Source organism: Bacillus sp. V26, assembly GCF_034296245.1.
Classification (GTDB): domain Bacteria; phylum Bacillota; class Bacilli; order Bacillales; family Bacillaceae; genus Bacillus; species Bacillus halotolerans.
Window position 1 is genome coordinate 161056 of record NZ_JAXKQF010000003.1, and the last position, 15802, is coordinate 176857.

Below are 15802 nucleotides of genomic sequence, written 5' to 3' on the forward strand. Positions count from 1 at the left end.
AAGGAAGGTGCCTTTAAATGAAAAAAGTACGTAAAGCGATAATTCCAGCAGCAGGACTAGGAACGCGTTTTCTCCCGGCTACGAAAGCAATGCCGAAAGAAATGCTTCCTATCGTAGATAAGCCAACCATTCAATACATAATTGAAGAAGCTGTTGAGTCCGGTATTGAGGACATTATTATTGTAACAGGTAAAAGCAAGCGTGCGATTGAGGATCATTTTGATTACTCTCCTGAGCTTGAAAGAAACCTTGAAGAAAAAGGAAAGATTGAACTCCTTGAAAAAGTGAAAAAATCTTCTAATCTGGCTGACATCCACTACATCCGCCAAAAAGAGCCTAAAGGACTTGGACATGCTGTGTGGTGCGCGCGTAACTTTATCGGCGATGAACCTTTTGCTGTTCTGCTTGGAGACGATATTGTTCAGGCGGAAAAACCAGGATTGCGCCAGTTAATGGATGAGTATGAAAGAACACTTTCTTCTATTATAGGTGTTCAGCAAGTGCCTGAAGAAGAAACTCACCGCTACGGTATTATCGACCCGCTGACAAGTGAAGGCCGCCGTTACCAGGTGAAAAACTTTGTTGAGAAGCCGTCTAAAGGTACAGCACCTTCTAACCTTGCCATCTTAGGCCGTTACGTATTTACGCCTGAGATCTTTATGTACTTAGAGGAGCAGCAGGTTGGCGCAGGCGGAGAAATTCAGCTGACAGACGCCATTCAAAAGCTGAATGAAATTCAAAGAGTGTTTGCTTACGATTTTGAAGGCAAACGCTATGATGTTGGTGAAAAGCTTGGCTTTATCACAACAACTCTTGAATTTGCGATGCAGGATAAAGAACTCCGCGGACAGCTCGTTCCGTTCATGGAAAACTTATTAAACAAAGAAGAAATCTAAACAAAAAAGCTTGTAGAGAAAACGATGTTTTTTCTACAAGCTTTTTTGTTTTGTAATGTTTCTTTAGATTTTTAGCTGATTTCAAAAACAGAAAAAGAGCCCCCATCTACCTAGCCCTGCTTGGCTAGGTAGGTGGCAATCTTCTTCATGTTCTGGCATGTGGCTGTGAGGAGAAATTGTTCGCCTCACATTCCGTTTTCCCCTCAACCACAATAGCGAAGCCCGTGCAGCTGTTTTGAATTTGCAAAGCTGAGCTCTATTTTTTCCTGAAACAGACACACGATTTTGTCTGACCTTTTATTTGTGGCCCTCCCATACATGTCGGGTGATGACCTTCTGGCTATTCTTTGACCTTGTGCATTGTTCAAGCAATGGGCATCCGGAACAGGTTTCAGGATTTGATTTATGTGACCGGTAGCCTTTTCGGTCAGTTATTGAGTATGTAAGTGTTTTTTGATTTGGACAAATGTATCTGTCTTGTTCACTGTCATAATGAAATTTCAATTTTGGAAACAAGCCGATGGCAGGGTGATAACGTCTATGTGCAATCACACCAAAGATTCTGCCGTTCAGATAATCCTTTACAGATCGGAATCGTTAAATATCCGGAATCAAGGGCGACGGCTTCTACTTGAAAACCAAATCGTGCGATTTGGTGATCTAACCGGTCAAGACTAAGGCACAGAATCATGGACATTTCCAGGTGTGACATAGGCATCGGTGATCATGTTGTATTTCATATCCGTTGTGCGTTTGTTTTCCCGATACAGATATCCACTATCCGGATCAGTTGTACTGTGGAGGATCTCTTTTTCAGCTCTAACCTCCTCTTTGGCCATCAGTGGCTTTTTTACGTGTTCCTCCCGACCTTCTTGGATGGCTTTATTTAAATCTTTGATATAGTTTTGTATATCCTGTTCAATCGTTTTTCTAGTGTATTTATGCTTATTGGCATTTGCTTTAAGCTGAGTGGAATCGGCATAGGACAACGTCCGCCCACCATGTCATGATTGATGGCCTAAAGAACGATCTCATCAAAAATGTCTTGAAAGATGGAACCTTTCTCGGTTAAAGAAATTGAAAGAACTGGTGAATATTGTAACAGATGTTAAGTTTTTTCACTTTTAAAAAGTAAAGAGAAGTTCCGCAGAACTTCTCCCAACATTTTGAAGTGTCAATATAGAGCAAAACCAAGCTTATTTAGCAACTTTACTTTTGTCTAATTGCAAAATAGCATTATAAATACGATTCCGATTATTTTTATCAGTATATGCAAAAAAGTTATCTACTCTTTTTCTATACTTATCTTCCATACGACTATCATTTTTCATATAATAGATAACTTTATCAACTAAACTATTATGATCTTCTATTACATCACCAAAGCCCATTTTCTTATAATCATAGTAATCAAGTTTAAAATGGTATGACTTTTCGTATTGATAATAGATCACAGGCTTTTTCTCGTATGCAAAATCAAATGCAACGGATGAAAAATCAGTAATCATTATATTAGAAGAATTAAATAACATTTGATAGCTGCTATTATAATCTGCAAACTCTACATAATCGTGCTTTTCAAAATCTACAATCTGTTGTTGAATGTCCGGGTGCGGGAAAAAGGTTATCTTATAATTATTATTCTTAGCAAATTCGATTAGCCGTTCATCATTAATCAAAGCATTATACCTAGCAAAGTATTCACTTTCTTTAAATTTCGGATTGTACGGTCTTACTCCTTTTGCCTGATCTTTAGGTAATACAATATCTTTTCTCCATGTAGGCATTATTAGAAGCTGCTTTTCCCCTTCACTCTTCTTAAGATTATCGTATCTCGGAAATCCACCCAAAAAGATATTTTCTTTTTTATAATTGTAATTTCCTTTCACAATAGACCGATATTCAGGTTTCGCTGAAGTGACTAATAATTTGATATTCTTACTGTATTTGTTTAACCATTCAGAATGATCTGCCATTGTTATTCCATGCTGTAAAAAGACAAACTCAAAATTAAATAAATCTCTAAAATAAATTTCCATATTAAAAAATGGATTTACAACCCATATATCTGCATGTGTCGATATTACCTTGGAAGAGGATAAGGTTAAAATTTTATGTCTAAAAGATCTGTATGGTATAACCTTTCCGTATTTTTTAATTCTGCCATAATCCTTGCTATCTTTTTTTATTACAAAGTATTTTTTTACCCCATCATTCTTGTTGATTGCATATTTAAAGAGGTGCTCGGCATTATCATCAGCTTTATCTTGTCTGTCTATGAATAACCATACTGGTTTTCTGTTAAATATAGTGAAAACATGGTGTGCCATCCTTGCCACCATTGCCTTCTTAATAGCTGATTTTCGTTTCTTTGATTTCCCACCTGATTTATGAAGGGATTTTAAGAAACGAAACTCTTTTATAAATCTATTTTTAACATTGTTTTTTTCGAACATTAATTTTTTATAATTATAATAAAAGATATAATCTTTTTTAGCTGCATAAGAATTATATAGAACATTTGACAAACCTGAATACTTGAAAAAGCGAAGTTTTGTCATCTTTCTTTTTTTACCCTTTGTTAGAAAAAATTCGATATGCTGATTGTCTGCTAGATAGCTTTTGGGAATATCTATAGAGAAACCAGGATATTTTTTTATTACTTCTCCTAAACTTATATAATCATTATGCTGTCTTTTTATATTCTTTGCTTTTATTTTTGTTTCTCCAATTTTAGCATAAAAATTAAAACCTTTAGAATTAAACAGAGAGCTCCAAAAACCTTCTATGTGAACAGAATCCTCATTTTCTTCTAAAATCTCAATAGTTAGTGTTTGATCCGATAATTTCGAAACAATTTTTCCTTCTCTGTATAAATAATAATCCTGTTCAGTTTCTCTTTCATATACATACCTACTATAATTTTCACCGTGTTTTATTTTTAAAGCATGATATAGATAGAAATGGCTGACGCTTTTTGTATCAATGATGACATCGTCGTCAATATACGACAATACCTCTCGAATCAATGTTAAAAATTCGCAGTATTCATTTTCATCTAAAGGTGTTTCACTAATATCCTTAATCAATAATTTCCACTTCAAATCATGCATAACCATGTATTGAAGAAACAAAGGTATTTTCTGTTCATTATTTTGGGTGATATCGATTAAATTCTTGGAGAAAGTGATAAGTGAATGGTTAAACCAATTCTTATTTGCTTTAGCAGTCTGCATGGCAGACGATCCATCTTCTCTAACTCTATAATGGTATTTTGCCTCCTTAACCAGACCATACTTTTTCTTGTGCGATATAATTAAATTAACTAGTTTGGCATCTTCACCTATTTTACAATTTTCATCAAACCTGATATTTTTCAAGGCATCTTTTTGTATAAATGTAGAACAGCAATGAGTTATTATATGATGTGGTTCTTTTTCTACATCCAATATTCTCGTAGAAGAGAACTTATTATTTAGATTATGTTCTCCAGTTCTTCCTTCTTCAAAAAAAATAGGGATTGCTACAATATCAATTTGATTCTTATGTTGGTTAAAGAAGGTTAAAACATTTTCGAATGTTTCTTCTGAAACTAAATCATCCGGATCCAAAAATTGAATATATCTTCCTTCAGCATACTTTAAACCATAATTTCGGGCACTGCTCACTCCACCATTCTGTTTCTTTACATATACAATGTTTTTCGGGTATTTTTGAGCATATTCTTTACAAATGACTTCACTTTTATCTGGGCTATCATCATTCACAAGTATTAACTGAATATTCTCGAAACCTATAGTCTGGTTAATGACGCTTTCTATAGCATCAGTTAGATATAACTCAACATTATAAATCGGCATTATAACACTGAAATCATAGTTAAAACTCTTTTCGTTCATAAAAGATTGCTCCTAACAAAATGTTTATATGAATAAGAATCCGGGTAAATAAATGTAAAAAACAAAGATAGTGCAGTGCTAAATTTTCGAAAAAACTTGATTAATTTAGTAAAATTTATAAAAAGCATTCCTTACCTATTTTTTAAAAATCCTTGTAAACAAACTTTTAAAAATGTTTACATGGTTAAGTTCTAAAGCATCATTTGGTGTTTTTAGGACAAAGTCAAATGCAAAGGCCCAAATTGGTATTTCAACAACAAAACCAGCATGTCTAAAATCTCTTAATTTATATCCCCATACTTCAATTGTTTTTTTAAGTTCTTCTCGTTTGCATTTTTTTAATCTATTAAAATATTTTATATATACTCTGTCATTTTCTTTCATCTCATAATACTGGTTAATAAAGTGCCCTGTTAATTCAAGCCTAAGCCCTTTTATTTTTGTCGAAGTAACAGTACATGAACTTTGTAATACTCTTTCTTTTTTTATATTTTCAAGAGGTTCTATATTCGCTTCTAATAAGTGAAACATAAATTCTTTATAGTACATTGGCATATCTTGTTCTTTTATAAATTGCGGATCAATAAATTTTAAAATTTTAATAAAGTCATCAACAAAAACTTTTTGTTCTTGTTGATCTAAAACAGACTTATAAATATCTCTATAGTTCGGATATAAAAACAGTTTCATATGATATACAATTAAAAATTGCAAATAAGGCAGAACTATATCATATTTTTTTATTGAATCCATCAACAAAGTCATGTAACATTCATTCAACAAATATGTGTACCTTTTTTTGTTAAACCATGAACGATCAACTAATGAGTTCTGTTCTTTTCGTTTTCTATAAAAATACTTTCCTTCTGCGACTGCTCCGTATCTTTTTTCTTTCAGCAATAACTTGTTAAAAAAGATAGCGTCTTCCCAAAACTTTATAGATTCATCAAACAGGGCGATACTATTTAGTATACGTCTTCTGTAAAAAGTGCCGCCAATATAAAAATGAATAGCCTTATAATCGTTGAGAATATTTATAACCCTTGTTCCTTTTTCAAATCTATTATTTAATTTATGTTCGCCTTCTTTTTCACCTGTGTAATAAACAGGTAATACCGCAACATTTACATCTTCGGAATCGCAAAAAAAATTATAAACACTTTGCAGCGCATTTTGAGAGAATGCATCGTCTGAATCAAGAAAACCAATGATCTTAGATTTTTCACTCACATTTGATAACCCACAATTTCTTGCAGTAGAAGGTCCGGAATTTTCAATTCTCAAGATTTTAATATTATTAGGGTATAGATTTTTAAAGAATTCACAAATTTGAGGACTGCTGTCAACGCTGCCATCATCTATTAATATCAGTTCTATATTTTCCTTAAATCCAATTGACTGGTTAATGACACTCTCTATTGAGTCCCTTAAATAATACTCAGAATTATATATTGGTATTATGATAGAAAACATGTTAGTACCTCTTTATTTAGAAGTTAAAGGATCGTTTCAATTACTCTTTTAGAAGCCTTGCCACCTTCTAAATTACAAAATTCATTATAAAAATCCTCATTGTTATGATCTATATAAGGATTAAGTAACAACTCTTTTACTGTTTTTATAAGTTCTTCACTTGTTTGAACCAAGTTTCCTGGCGCTGTTGAAAATTAAAGTAACAACCTCTGATGGAGTCTCAATAGCCGGAAGATCATATACAAAAAATACAATGGTTTTTTTAGATTCATATAATCAAAAAAGACAGAAGAATAATCCGTAAATCAAGAGAGACCTTTAACAAAATCTTTATATTTTCCTAAATTAAATTGTTTTGAAACTAGATAATGCATTCTTAAAAGAATAATCACAGAGTCCCAAGTTCCCTCTTCATTTCCTCTAAATCAAATTGGAGTTTAAATTTATACTGGCCAACTTTCATAAAATTCATTGTCCCTCCAAGTTGGTGCATATAAAATAATTTTTTTATCTTCCCCAATTCCTAACTCTTGTTTTATCTTTTTGATTAATGATTCTTTATTTGCAGAATAAAGAATGTCATTTCGCGGTTAACCAGTTTCCAAAATTTGTTTTTGGATTAAAATGCCCTTTTAAAAATCTCAGTGGAGTATGATTTGGGGAAATTAAATAATCCCATTTGCTGGCTTCCTGCACAAAATTCTGTTTATACTTTTCAGTTGTGGTACCGTCGTAAATTGCTCGGGGATTGTAGCTAAACTGTTTTCCAAGAATAGCTTTCAAATAAAATTAATTTATTGTTTATCGGCAGAAGAGCAAATATCTTAAACAGAACTGAATAAGTCCTAACTATTAAACTTCTGCATTTGGTTATAATAAAAGATTTCATCATTAACTCCTTAAAGACTGAAGATTTATATTTGTGCAAACAAGAAAAAAAGAAGCAACTGAATTTATTTTTCAAGCCTCTTTTAGTTAGTGCGTCTATAAACTAGCCATGTCTTTTTTGCTTTGGATAGTTGAGATGCCTTCTGTTCTCGGAAGGTAAATGACCTCACAATATTCCTTTAAGAACAAATTTCCCTTTCCAGTCATCACCGATGACGAATGTATCTATATTGTACTTTTTAATATCTGAGATTTTTTGTTCCCAGTTTTTTTCGGGAATGACTTCATTAACAAAATCGATTGTTTCCAAAATAAATTTCCGATGTTCATAAGAATAATGCAATTTTTTTTGTTTTTGCAGATTCAATTCAATCTGTAGATAATCCTACGATTAAGAAATCACCCTGATTTTTCACTCTTTCCAGCAACTTCATATGTCCGTAGTGAAATAAATCAAATATTCGTACGTTATCACTTCCTTCATTAGATAACATCACCTTCCAACCGTTTTCAACTGAGAGTACCAGAAAAAAATCAAAAAACTAACAGATTTTTAATCATTTCGACATATTTTTTACGAACCATTAATAATGAACAATAATAGCATAAGTTCCTATAAAAGTTAAGGCTCTTTAAAAATGTCAATCAACAGCATTTTTTGGTATCTACGTTGTATTGATGTATAAATTTTGCAGGCCTAATGTCTCGTCCATACTCATTATAACAAGTTTTCTTTTTGGGAATAATCGATTCTTTTGTCGCATTTTTAAGTAAAACGATTTTCTTTATGTGCATCATTTATTTTGTACGCTCTCCTCATATTAATACATCGTCAAAACGTGAAGGAATTGTAATGTGAATGTTAAAAGTCCCAAAAAATTTTTGTGGTAAGATAGAGTAAAATGTTTTCAGGCAAAGAGACTTTAATCAAACTATACGAATGAGACGTGTTTTTTATAGACATCTAGATGAAAAGGAGGGTTTATACAATACAAAAGCAAACCCATTAATCAATTAGATAAAGGAAAAACCGAACTTCTTGAAAAAGTGAAAAATGCTTCTAATCTGGCTGGCATTCACTAATATCCGCCAAAAGGAGACTAAAGGACTCGGACTCGCGGTCTGGTGCTCGCGCAACTTTATCCGATATGAGCCGTTTGCTTGCTTGGAAACGATATTGTTCAGGTAGAAACACCAGGATTGCGCTAATTAATGGGGGAAAACGAGTGAAGGCCGCCGTTATCAGGTGAAAAACTTCGTTGAGAAACCGCCTAAAGGCACTTCACCTTCTAATCTTGCCGTCTTAGGCCGTTACATATTCATACCTGAGATTTTCATGTGCTTAGAAGAACAGCAGGTTGGCGCAGGCGGAGAAATTCAGCTGACAGACGCCATTCAAAAGCTGAATGAAATTCAAAGAGTGTTTGCTTACGATTTTGAAGGCAAACGCTATGATGTTGGTGAAAAGCTTGGATTTATCACAACAACTCTTGAATTTGCGATGCAAGATAAAGAACTCCGCGGACAGCTCGTTCCATTCATGGAAAACTTATTAAACAAAGAAGAAATCTAAACATAAAAGGCTATTGGACATTCATCCAATAGCCTTTTATTATTTCGACATCAAGGTCAACGTATGCTCTTCATTATCAACTGCAAAGATCTGATTTGCTGTATTCACAAGAAAACGATTCTTGCTGCTGTCATACAATACATCTCCATCACTTAATGATAATGACGCTGGAGTAACGGGAGAAATGTTGTGAAAGATAAGCTGTGAAGCTTTATTATCTTCCAATACATAGCTGATCTTTTCATAATCAAAATCCAAAGTCTTTCTGCCGTCAGCTGTTTCTCCTTCTGTAAAGCCGTTCAGTTTCGATTGAATACTGTCACTGCTGTCTCCGAGGAACTTCAGGAAGTATTCATAGGAAGCTGCTGCGTTTTGCTGGACATGAGGTGTAAAAGCAGAAGCCGGCAATTCCGCCTTCTTCACATCAGTCGCAACAGCATTCTGCTTCACAAAATAAGAATGTCCGTCAAACTTAACTTTTGCTGCTTGTTTGCCTTTTGCGCTTACCGTCACTGCAGTACCGAAAGGCAGTGTAACACCGGCCTTCTTTTTCAGATCTTGGTCTTTATAGACTGTCACTTCTTCATCAGCTATAAAGCCTTTTTTATTCATTGCAGTTAGGCTTTCCTCCATCTTGCCCTTTGCATCGCTATGGTGATTCTTGACTTTATTCTGCGGAATAGCGCCAAACGAAGCAATCGTTCGAAGCGGAGCATCAAAGAACATCGTTCCCGCCATGAAGACTGTCAGAATAGACAAAATAACGATTTGAATAGCATTAGCCAGTGATTTTGGCTTTTTCTTCTTTTTGCGGAAACGGGCAAAAGCTTCAGGATCTTCTTTCTTGCGCTCTTCCGTCTGCTCTTTTTTATATGTTTCTTTTTCTTTTTTCGAGAGCTTATTAAACCAGTCAATAAATGCTTTGTACTCTTTCACAACGGTTTTTGTATCATCAAACATCCGAAGTTCGCCGTAATGCATCCAAGCAACGCGGTCACACATTTTCTCAATCTGGCCGATGGAATGGCTGACAAAGAAAATGGTTTTTCCTTGTTTTTTAAACTCATTAATTCTGTCTACACATTTCTGATAAAACGTTTGGTCTCCTACGGAGAGCGCTTCATCAATAATTAAAATATCCGGATCAATATGAACGGAAATCGCGAAACCGAGTCGCGATTTCATCCCGCTGGAATAGTTTTTAACCGGCTGATTAATAAAATCGCCAATCTCTGCAAATTCAACGATACTGTCATACATGTCATCAATTTCTTTATTGGTTAATCCCATCATCAAACACTTGAGCCGGACATTGTCCCGGCCCGTTAATTGATTATTTAAACCGGCCGCAATCGCAATCAGCGACGGCTGGCCGTTCATTTCAATTTCACCGCTGGTCGGCGGAATAATTTTAGCCAGCAGGTTAGACATGGTCGATTTCCCCGACCCGTTTATCCCTACAAAGCCGATTGTTTCTCCCTCATACACGTCAAAGGAGACATTCCGCACAGCAAAAAAACCATTATCCTTAGCCGGAAAAAACAATCCTTTAATCTTGTCCGATTGTTTTTTATACAAATGATACTGCTTTGAAACATTTCGAAACGAAACTTTTAGTTTCATCGTACAATCTCCTTACGTATTAAAGAAAGTCAACAAACTTGTCTCTGAATTTCATGTGCAGGATAGAACCTACTAACAATAAAAGGAACGTCATCAGCCAGAAATACAGCGTGTACTTCATATCTTGGAAAAACCATTGGCCGTCTAAGAAGCTGTTGCGGAACCCATCAATAATGTAGAATAGTGGATTCAGCTTCAAAACAGGTAATAATTCTGGATGATTCTGACCGAGTTTTGAATTGATATCCCAAAAAATTGGTAACAAGAAAAACAAAAGCCTTGTTACAGCTTGAAGTAAAAACTGATAATCCCTTACCAGCACGCTGATTGTTGAATTAAACAAACTAAAAGAAAACATAAAGGCAATCAAGCAAATAAAGTAGTAAATATATTGTAACCAATGCAAACTTGGATATATTCCGTTAACTAACAGTACAATGATATAAATCACCATCATAATAAAATAGCTAAATAAGTTAGAAGCAATGGCCACTGAAGGCAGAGAACTAATCGGAAAATTCATTTTAGCTACCATCTTAATCCGCTTAAATACACTGTTTGAACCATCAAGTATAGTTGGACTGATAAAAAACCAGGGAATTAACCCTGCCAGCATCCAAACAATAAAAGGCACTTCACCGGCTCCGGTCGCGACAGGCCCACCTTTTCTAATTCCCATGCCAAATACAAACCAGTAGGCAAGCATTTGGATAAGCGGGTTTAAAAACTGCCAAAGAACACCCAAGTAATTCATTTGATATTTAGATTTCGTTTCATAAGCCGCCAATCTTAAAATTAAAGGAAATGACGTTATTTGCTCTCTCAGTATTCGCAATAAATCATTCATTTTTTATCTTCCTTAGACTTAGTTGATTTTTGGAAATCTTTCTGTTTAAGAAATTGAAAGCACCGCTGATAATTGTAACAGATCCTGCATTTTTTTTCACTTCTCAATAAGTGTCAAAAAGCTGCCGAGACTTCGACAGCTTTCAGATCTTAAAAAATGCCAGAATTTATTCTTCTCTAAATACAGTATTTACTACTTTTTCAGATGAACGTCCTGATTCTAAGTAACAGAACTTATCATAGAAAGGTCCGAATGAAATTGGTAATTTGTAATTAGGTGATGCAATTTCCTTAATAGCCTCAATGGTTTCTTCAGTTGTTTTCACTAATGGACCCGGTGCATCCTTTTCAAAATCAAAGTAGAAACCTCTCAGCTTATCACGATAAGTTTCAATATCAGGTACAAAGAAAAGCATTGGCCGTTTTAAATTTGCATAATCAAAGAATACAGAAGAATAATCAGTAATCAGCAAATCAGAAATCATATACAATTCACGAATATCCTCATAAGCAGAAAAATCAAACGCAAAACCTTCATAAGGCCCCAAATCAAAATTCTCAGCTACAAGATAATGCATTCTTAAAATAACGATATATTCATCTCCAAGTTCTTGTCTAAGCTGATGCAAATCTAAATCAAGGTCAAATTTATAGCGTCCTTTTGCATAGAATTGATCATCTCTCCATGTAGGGGCATATAAAATTACTTTTTTATCACTTGGAATGTCCAATCTGCTTTTAATCGCTGATATTGTTTCTTCATTATTATCATTATGAAGAAAATCATTTCTTGGATAACCAGACTCAATCATCGTTTTGTTAAACTGAAACGCCCGGGCAAAAATTTCAGATGAATATGCATTAGGGGAAACTAAATAGTCCCAATTAGAAGCTTCCCTTATAAAATTCCTCTTATATTTCTTTGTATTTGTTCCAGGCATATGCACTTCTTCCATATCCATTGCCAGTCTTTTCAACGGCGTTCCATGCCATGTTTGTACATATGTTGTGTGTTCAGGTTTTGGAATCCATAATGGAAGCCTGCTGTTAACAATCCAGTACTCCGCCCTCGCCATAGCAAAAAGCCATTTTATCGAAAGTCGGTTGATATAAGGAATTTTCTTTTCATCAAATGGAGCTGAATATTGTTTGTTTACACTCCAGTACATTTTGTACTCCGGGTGGTTTTCCCGCATATACTCATAAATTGCTCTCGGATTACAACTGTATTGTTTTCCGTTAAAACTTTCAAAAATAATTGTTTTTCGTTTAACGGGCATCTTGCTGGCCATCATAAATAGTGATTTGTAAGTTTTAGTGATGAACCTGTTTCTCAACTTTGTTAGTTTTTTGATTTTTGATACAAACCGTTTCTTTTTGCCTTTAACAAAGTACTTAATCCTTGTGTTCATGCTATAGTCGTTTACTCTGATACATACAGTTTGTTTCTTTTTCTTCTTGAAAATCTCATAACGAATCGGTCCGTTTTCCGATTTCACAACGCTCACTAAACCTTTTAGTTTATTTTTTCGGTCCCCTAAAACCAAAGCAGTACTGTTAAACACAATTTCCGTTTTTTCTTCATCAGTACATACATACTCCATAAATAAACGGTAAACAAAACGTTTTTCGATGGAGAAAGGAATTTCTTTTAAAGGAATTTTCACTTCAAAATGATATAATTGCGGCATAAAACCGTCTTCTCTGATTTGGTCAATCCCTTGCTTTTTTCTTTCAAGCTGCAATGGAAACTTTTCCTCAACCGGCCTTTCTCCGCCCTTTTTCATGATAAGATTCATGTCTTTTATTTGATATTGATTTTCAGAACTCAGATAACCCGCATAACCCTTTAGGGTAATTTCTTCAGAATTAATCCCTATGTCGTCAAACCTTACAATTTTGGCTTCCCTTTTTACCTTTACTGAAAAATTGCCTTTATCAGTTTTATATGGTAAAACCAAAAGTCCGGTTGTTTGATCAATATGAAATGCAAGCTCAACCGTATCTACTACAGCAGAAAGACGCTTTTCTTGCGGCTGTTGCGGTTCTGTATCTTCGTTTTTTTCGCCAAATACTACATAAAAGTCATACGTTTGGCCCATTTCAAGCGGCATAGGCAAAAGATGAACATCAATATCTGCTTTGTACTCCAATAAATCAGTATTTTGAAGCATAAATTCAGCTTCTGTACCTGAACGTCTCTCTTTTAACTTTAAAAATAACTCTTGATTCTCTAAAAGTTGTTGTTCAGTATCAATAACAATCGACAATTCCAGTTTACCTAATCTGTTTTTCAAGCTTTTCAAAATACATTTAATCACAGTATTTTCACTCATTACTATTGTCTGCTCCTCTGTATAAAAGCTCTTACCTTACTGCTTCCTTATATAAGGTTCACAATAACAGCACTGCATCCTTTAAGGGTATTAACCTTCTTTCAGCTCCGTTAATTTCCAAGAGAAATTACCTTTTACAGTTGTATAGGGTTCTATGCAATAACCAAGATCCGTCATCACATGATTCCTGTCAATCTTTATTTCCTCACTCGAAACCCTGCGCATGATTTTTATATGATTAGTTCCAATAAAACGAATATAAAAATCAATGACCTGAGTTTTGTTAGCTGCTATTTTTTCAATATTAATATCTTTTTTCAGGTCAATTCTAAAATGACTGTCATTTAGTAAGGGAATATTAATAATCTCAGCCTTATTCTTTCTGTCCAAGCCCACTAAGCTTATTTGTTTAACTAAGTCTTCCTGAGCGTGAGGGTCAAGTTCAAGTTCAACCTCATCCTGATCCTTAGTATATGAACTGATTGGCAGCTCTTTTTTCCCTATCTTTTTAGAGAGCATTGCTTTTTCTTCACGAACCTCAATCATTCGGTTCAATGCATAACCCCAATTTCCAATATAGTTGGATCTTGAATATTTCTCAGCCATTTTAAAAGCTTGTTCTGAGAATTCCTGATGAGTTTTTTCATCTCTCATTAAAGTGATGATGCCCTCAGCCAGTTTTTCTATATTATACTGCTCAATGACATATCCATTAACCCCGTCACTTACAAGACTTCTTGCTCCATAATCATAATCATACGTTACAACAGGACACCCATTGCTTAGTGCCTCCATATTTGAGAGGCCGAATCCTTCAAAGTGGGAGGTTGATATCGTAAGCCACGCTTTCTGAAACTCCAAATCCGGATTATTTGTATAACCTTTCAAAAAGACGTTATTCTGAAGTTTATGCTCTTCAATCTCTTTTTTTATTTTTTCAAAATCTTCACCAGATCCGAATATATCTAGTTTAGCTTCGGGAATTTCTTTCACTACTAAGCTAAAAGCTTTTACTGCATGTGTTAGATTCTTCATTGATGCAAGTCTTGAAATAATGACAGCTTTGTATTTTTCACTCGGCACATTCAATACATTAGGATTAAGCGGCTTATCGATTGTATGCGGAGTAAAGAAAAACGTCTCTTGATCTCCTGAGATTAATCTGAAATCGTCTATTTGTTCTTCCGTTATAAAAAAGATGGCATCCAGATTATACATTTGACTGAATACTTCTTTGTAACGGCCTTTGATTTGGTATTTATTATTGCCGTAATGTTTATTATGAATGATAGCTCCATAATAAGCAGAAGGTGATTTCTTCACTTTGAAAACATGCTTATCCTGAGGCCGGCTATCAACTAGGAACAGTTTCGGTACTTCGTTTTCATTTTGTAAATAATCTATCCAAAATTGACGCAATTCCGATTCGTCTTTAACTTTTTTCTCGCCCTCTAAAGAATACCAAGTGAAATGTGAGAATTGAACATCCTTCTCTTCACTGTTCCATACATAGTGCTTGTCTAAATAAACTTGATTTTTATTATTGACATATTCCTGCAAAAACATCTTATTTAATTGCTCATCATAATGAGTAACAAGTGCTAGACCGCCGTTTTTTGTATATTCTTCTCGCTTTATAAGCTGACTTTTGTCATTCCAATAATCAACATAACGGATTGTCTTTCCGTCAGCATAATAAGTTACGGAAAGTTCACTGTTTCTTTTGCCAAATAGCCTCGATACAGTTTTGGCGAATTTCCCCATACCAGCTTGCTTTTTTATCTGTTCAAGCCCTAATTTTTCCTCATATGATCTTTTCCCATTTGTTTTCACACTTAAAAAATCATCATATAGATTTATAACGCTTGTATATTTTTCATCGATCTTACCGTTTTTATACAAATCCTGCTTTTTAGAAGCCCATTCAAGATCAAAGCGAAACGTTAAAAAAAATGTTTTTCTGTTACATTCTTCTCCAAATAATTTTGAGCGCAATAACAGTGACTTTGTCAGACCTCCATAATTACTCGGCAGGCCACCAGAAATAAAATAATAATTCATGTCAGGTATTTTTTGTTTTATATTAAATTCACTCACCGCATGTAAAGACATTTCTTACTCCCTTCGGCTCCTAGAATGTATGCTCATTGAAATTGATATCTTTCCCGGATACATTTGTATAAAAATCAATGTAAGCATCAAAAAGTACTTCTTATTTCAATAAGAAGTACTTTTTTAGATATTAAGCCAATGATATCAGGACCCCAA

The 15802-nt window shown here is 34.4% G+C and carries 9 protein-coding genes and 4 pseudogenes; 2 read left to right on the forward strand and 11 right to left on the reverse strand.

Going from position 1 to position 15802, the window contains the following annotated elements; translation table 11 throughout:
- Positions 1-17 precede the first annotated feature (17 nt).
- Positions 18-896 (forward strand): UTP--glucose-1-phosphate uridylyltransferase GalU, encoded by an 879-nt coding sequence (gene galU / locus UJ203_RS11610; RefSeq protein ID WP_044159515.1) that lies wholly within the window; start codon positions 18-20, stop codon positions 894-896.
- A gap of 110 nt (positions 897-1006) precedes the next feature.
- Here galU and UJ203_RS11615 read toward each other — a convergent pair.
- From UJ203_RS11615 to tagD, 7 genes and pseudogenes are all read right to left on the reverse strand, one after another.
- Positions 1007-1950, reverse strand: a pseudogene (locus UJ203_RS11615) (transposase); the annotation flags it as partial.
- Positions 1951-2092: 142 nt separating this feature from the next.
- On the reverse strand, positions 2093-4795 hold the full coding sequence (ggaB, locus tag UJ203_RS11620; protein ID WP_322010933.1) for a poly(glucosyl N-acetylgalactosamine 1-phosphate) glucosyltransferase: 2703 nt from the start codon (positions 4793-4795) through the stop codon (positions 2093-2095).
- A gap of 135 nt (positions 4796-4930) precedes the next feature.
- Complete coding sequence (locus tag UJ203_RS11625) at positions 4931-6268, reverse strand: glycosyltransferase family 2 protein (protein WP_101861409.1); 1338 nt, start codon at positions 6266-6268, stop codon at positions 4931-4933.
- A gap of 23 nt (positions 6269-6291) precedes the next feature.
- On the reverse strand, positions 6292-6441 hold the full coding sequence (locus UJ203_RS11630; RefSeq protein WP_322010936.1) for a hypothetical protein: 150 nt from the start codon (positions 6439-6441) through the stop codon (positions 6292-6294).
- Between the two features lie 21 nt (positions 6442-6462).
- A pseudogene (locus UJ203_RS20905) lies at positions 6463-6546 on the reverse strand (hypothetical protein); the annotation flags it as partial.
- Between the two features lie 165 nt (positions 6547-6711).
- Complete coding sequence (locus tag UJ203_RS11635; RefSeq protein ID WP_322011454.1) at positions 6712-6846, reverse strand: CDP-glycerol glycerophosphotransferase family protein; 135 nt, start codon at positions 6844-6846, stop codon at positions 6712-6714.
- A 406-nt stretch (positions 6847-7252) separates the two neighbouring features.
- Positions 7253-7640 (reverse strand): annotated as a pseudogene (tagD, locus tag UJ203_RS11640) (glycerol-3-phosphate cytidylyltransferase).
- A 524-nt stretch (positions 7641-8164) separates the two neighbouring features.
- On the opposite strand from tagD, the pseudogene UJ203_RS11645 reads away from it, so the two are divergent.
- Positions 8165-8729 (forward strand): annotated as a pseudogene (locus UJ203_RS11645) (UTP--glucose-1-phosphate uridylyltransferase); the annotation flags it as partial.
- Between the two features lie 39 nt (positions 8730-8768).
- Here the strand turns inward: UJ203_RS11645 and tagH are convergent.
- The 4 genes from tagH to UJ203_RS11665 all read right to left on the reverse strand — a co-directional run bounded on the left by tagH (position 8769) and on the right by UJ203_RS11665 (position 15646).
- Positions 8769-10352 (reverse strand): teichoic acids export ABC transporter ATP-binding subunit TagH, encoded by a 1584-nt coding sequence (tagH, locus tag UJ203_RS11650; protein ID WP_322010938.1) that lies wholly within the window; start codon positions 10350-10352, stop codon positions 8769-8771.
- A 19-nt stretch (positions 10353-10371) separates the two neighbouring features.
- Positions 10372-11199 (reverse strand): teichoic acids export ABC transporter permease subunit TagG, encoded by an 828-nt coding sequence (gene tagG / locus UJ203_RS11655; protein WP_024123051.1) that lies wholly within the window; start codon positions 11197-11199, stop codon positions 10372-10374.
- 166 nt (positions 11200-11365) lie between these two features.
- The gene (locus tag UJ203_RS11660) at positions 11366-13534 is read right to left on the reverse strand and encodes a CDP-glycerol glycerophosphotransferase family protein (protein WP_305934359.1); all 2169 of its coding nucleotides are present in this window, start codon (positions 13532-13534) and stop codon (positions 11366-11368) included.
- 90 nt (positions 13535-13624) lie between these two features.
- Complete coding sequence (locus tag UJ203_RS11665; protein ID WP_322010942.1) at positions 13625-15646, reverse strand: alpha-glucosyltransferase N-terminal domain-containing protein; 2022 nt, start codon at positions 15644-15646, stop codon at positions 13625-13627.
- Positions 15647-15802 lie beyond the last annotated feature (156 nt).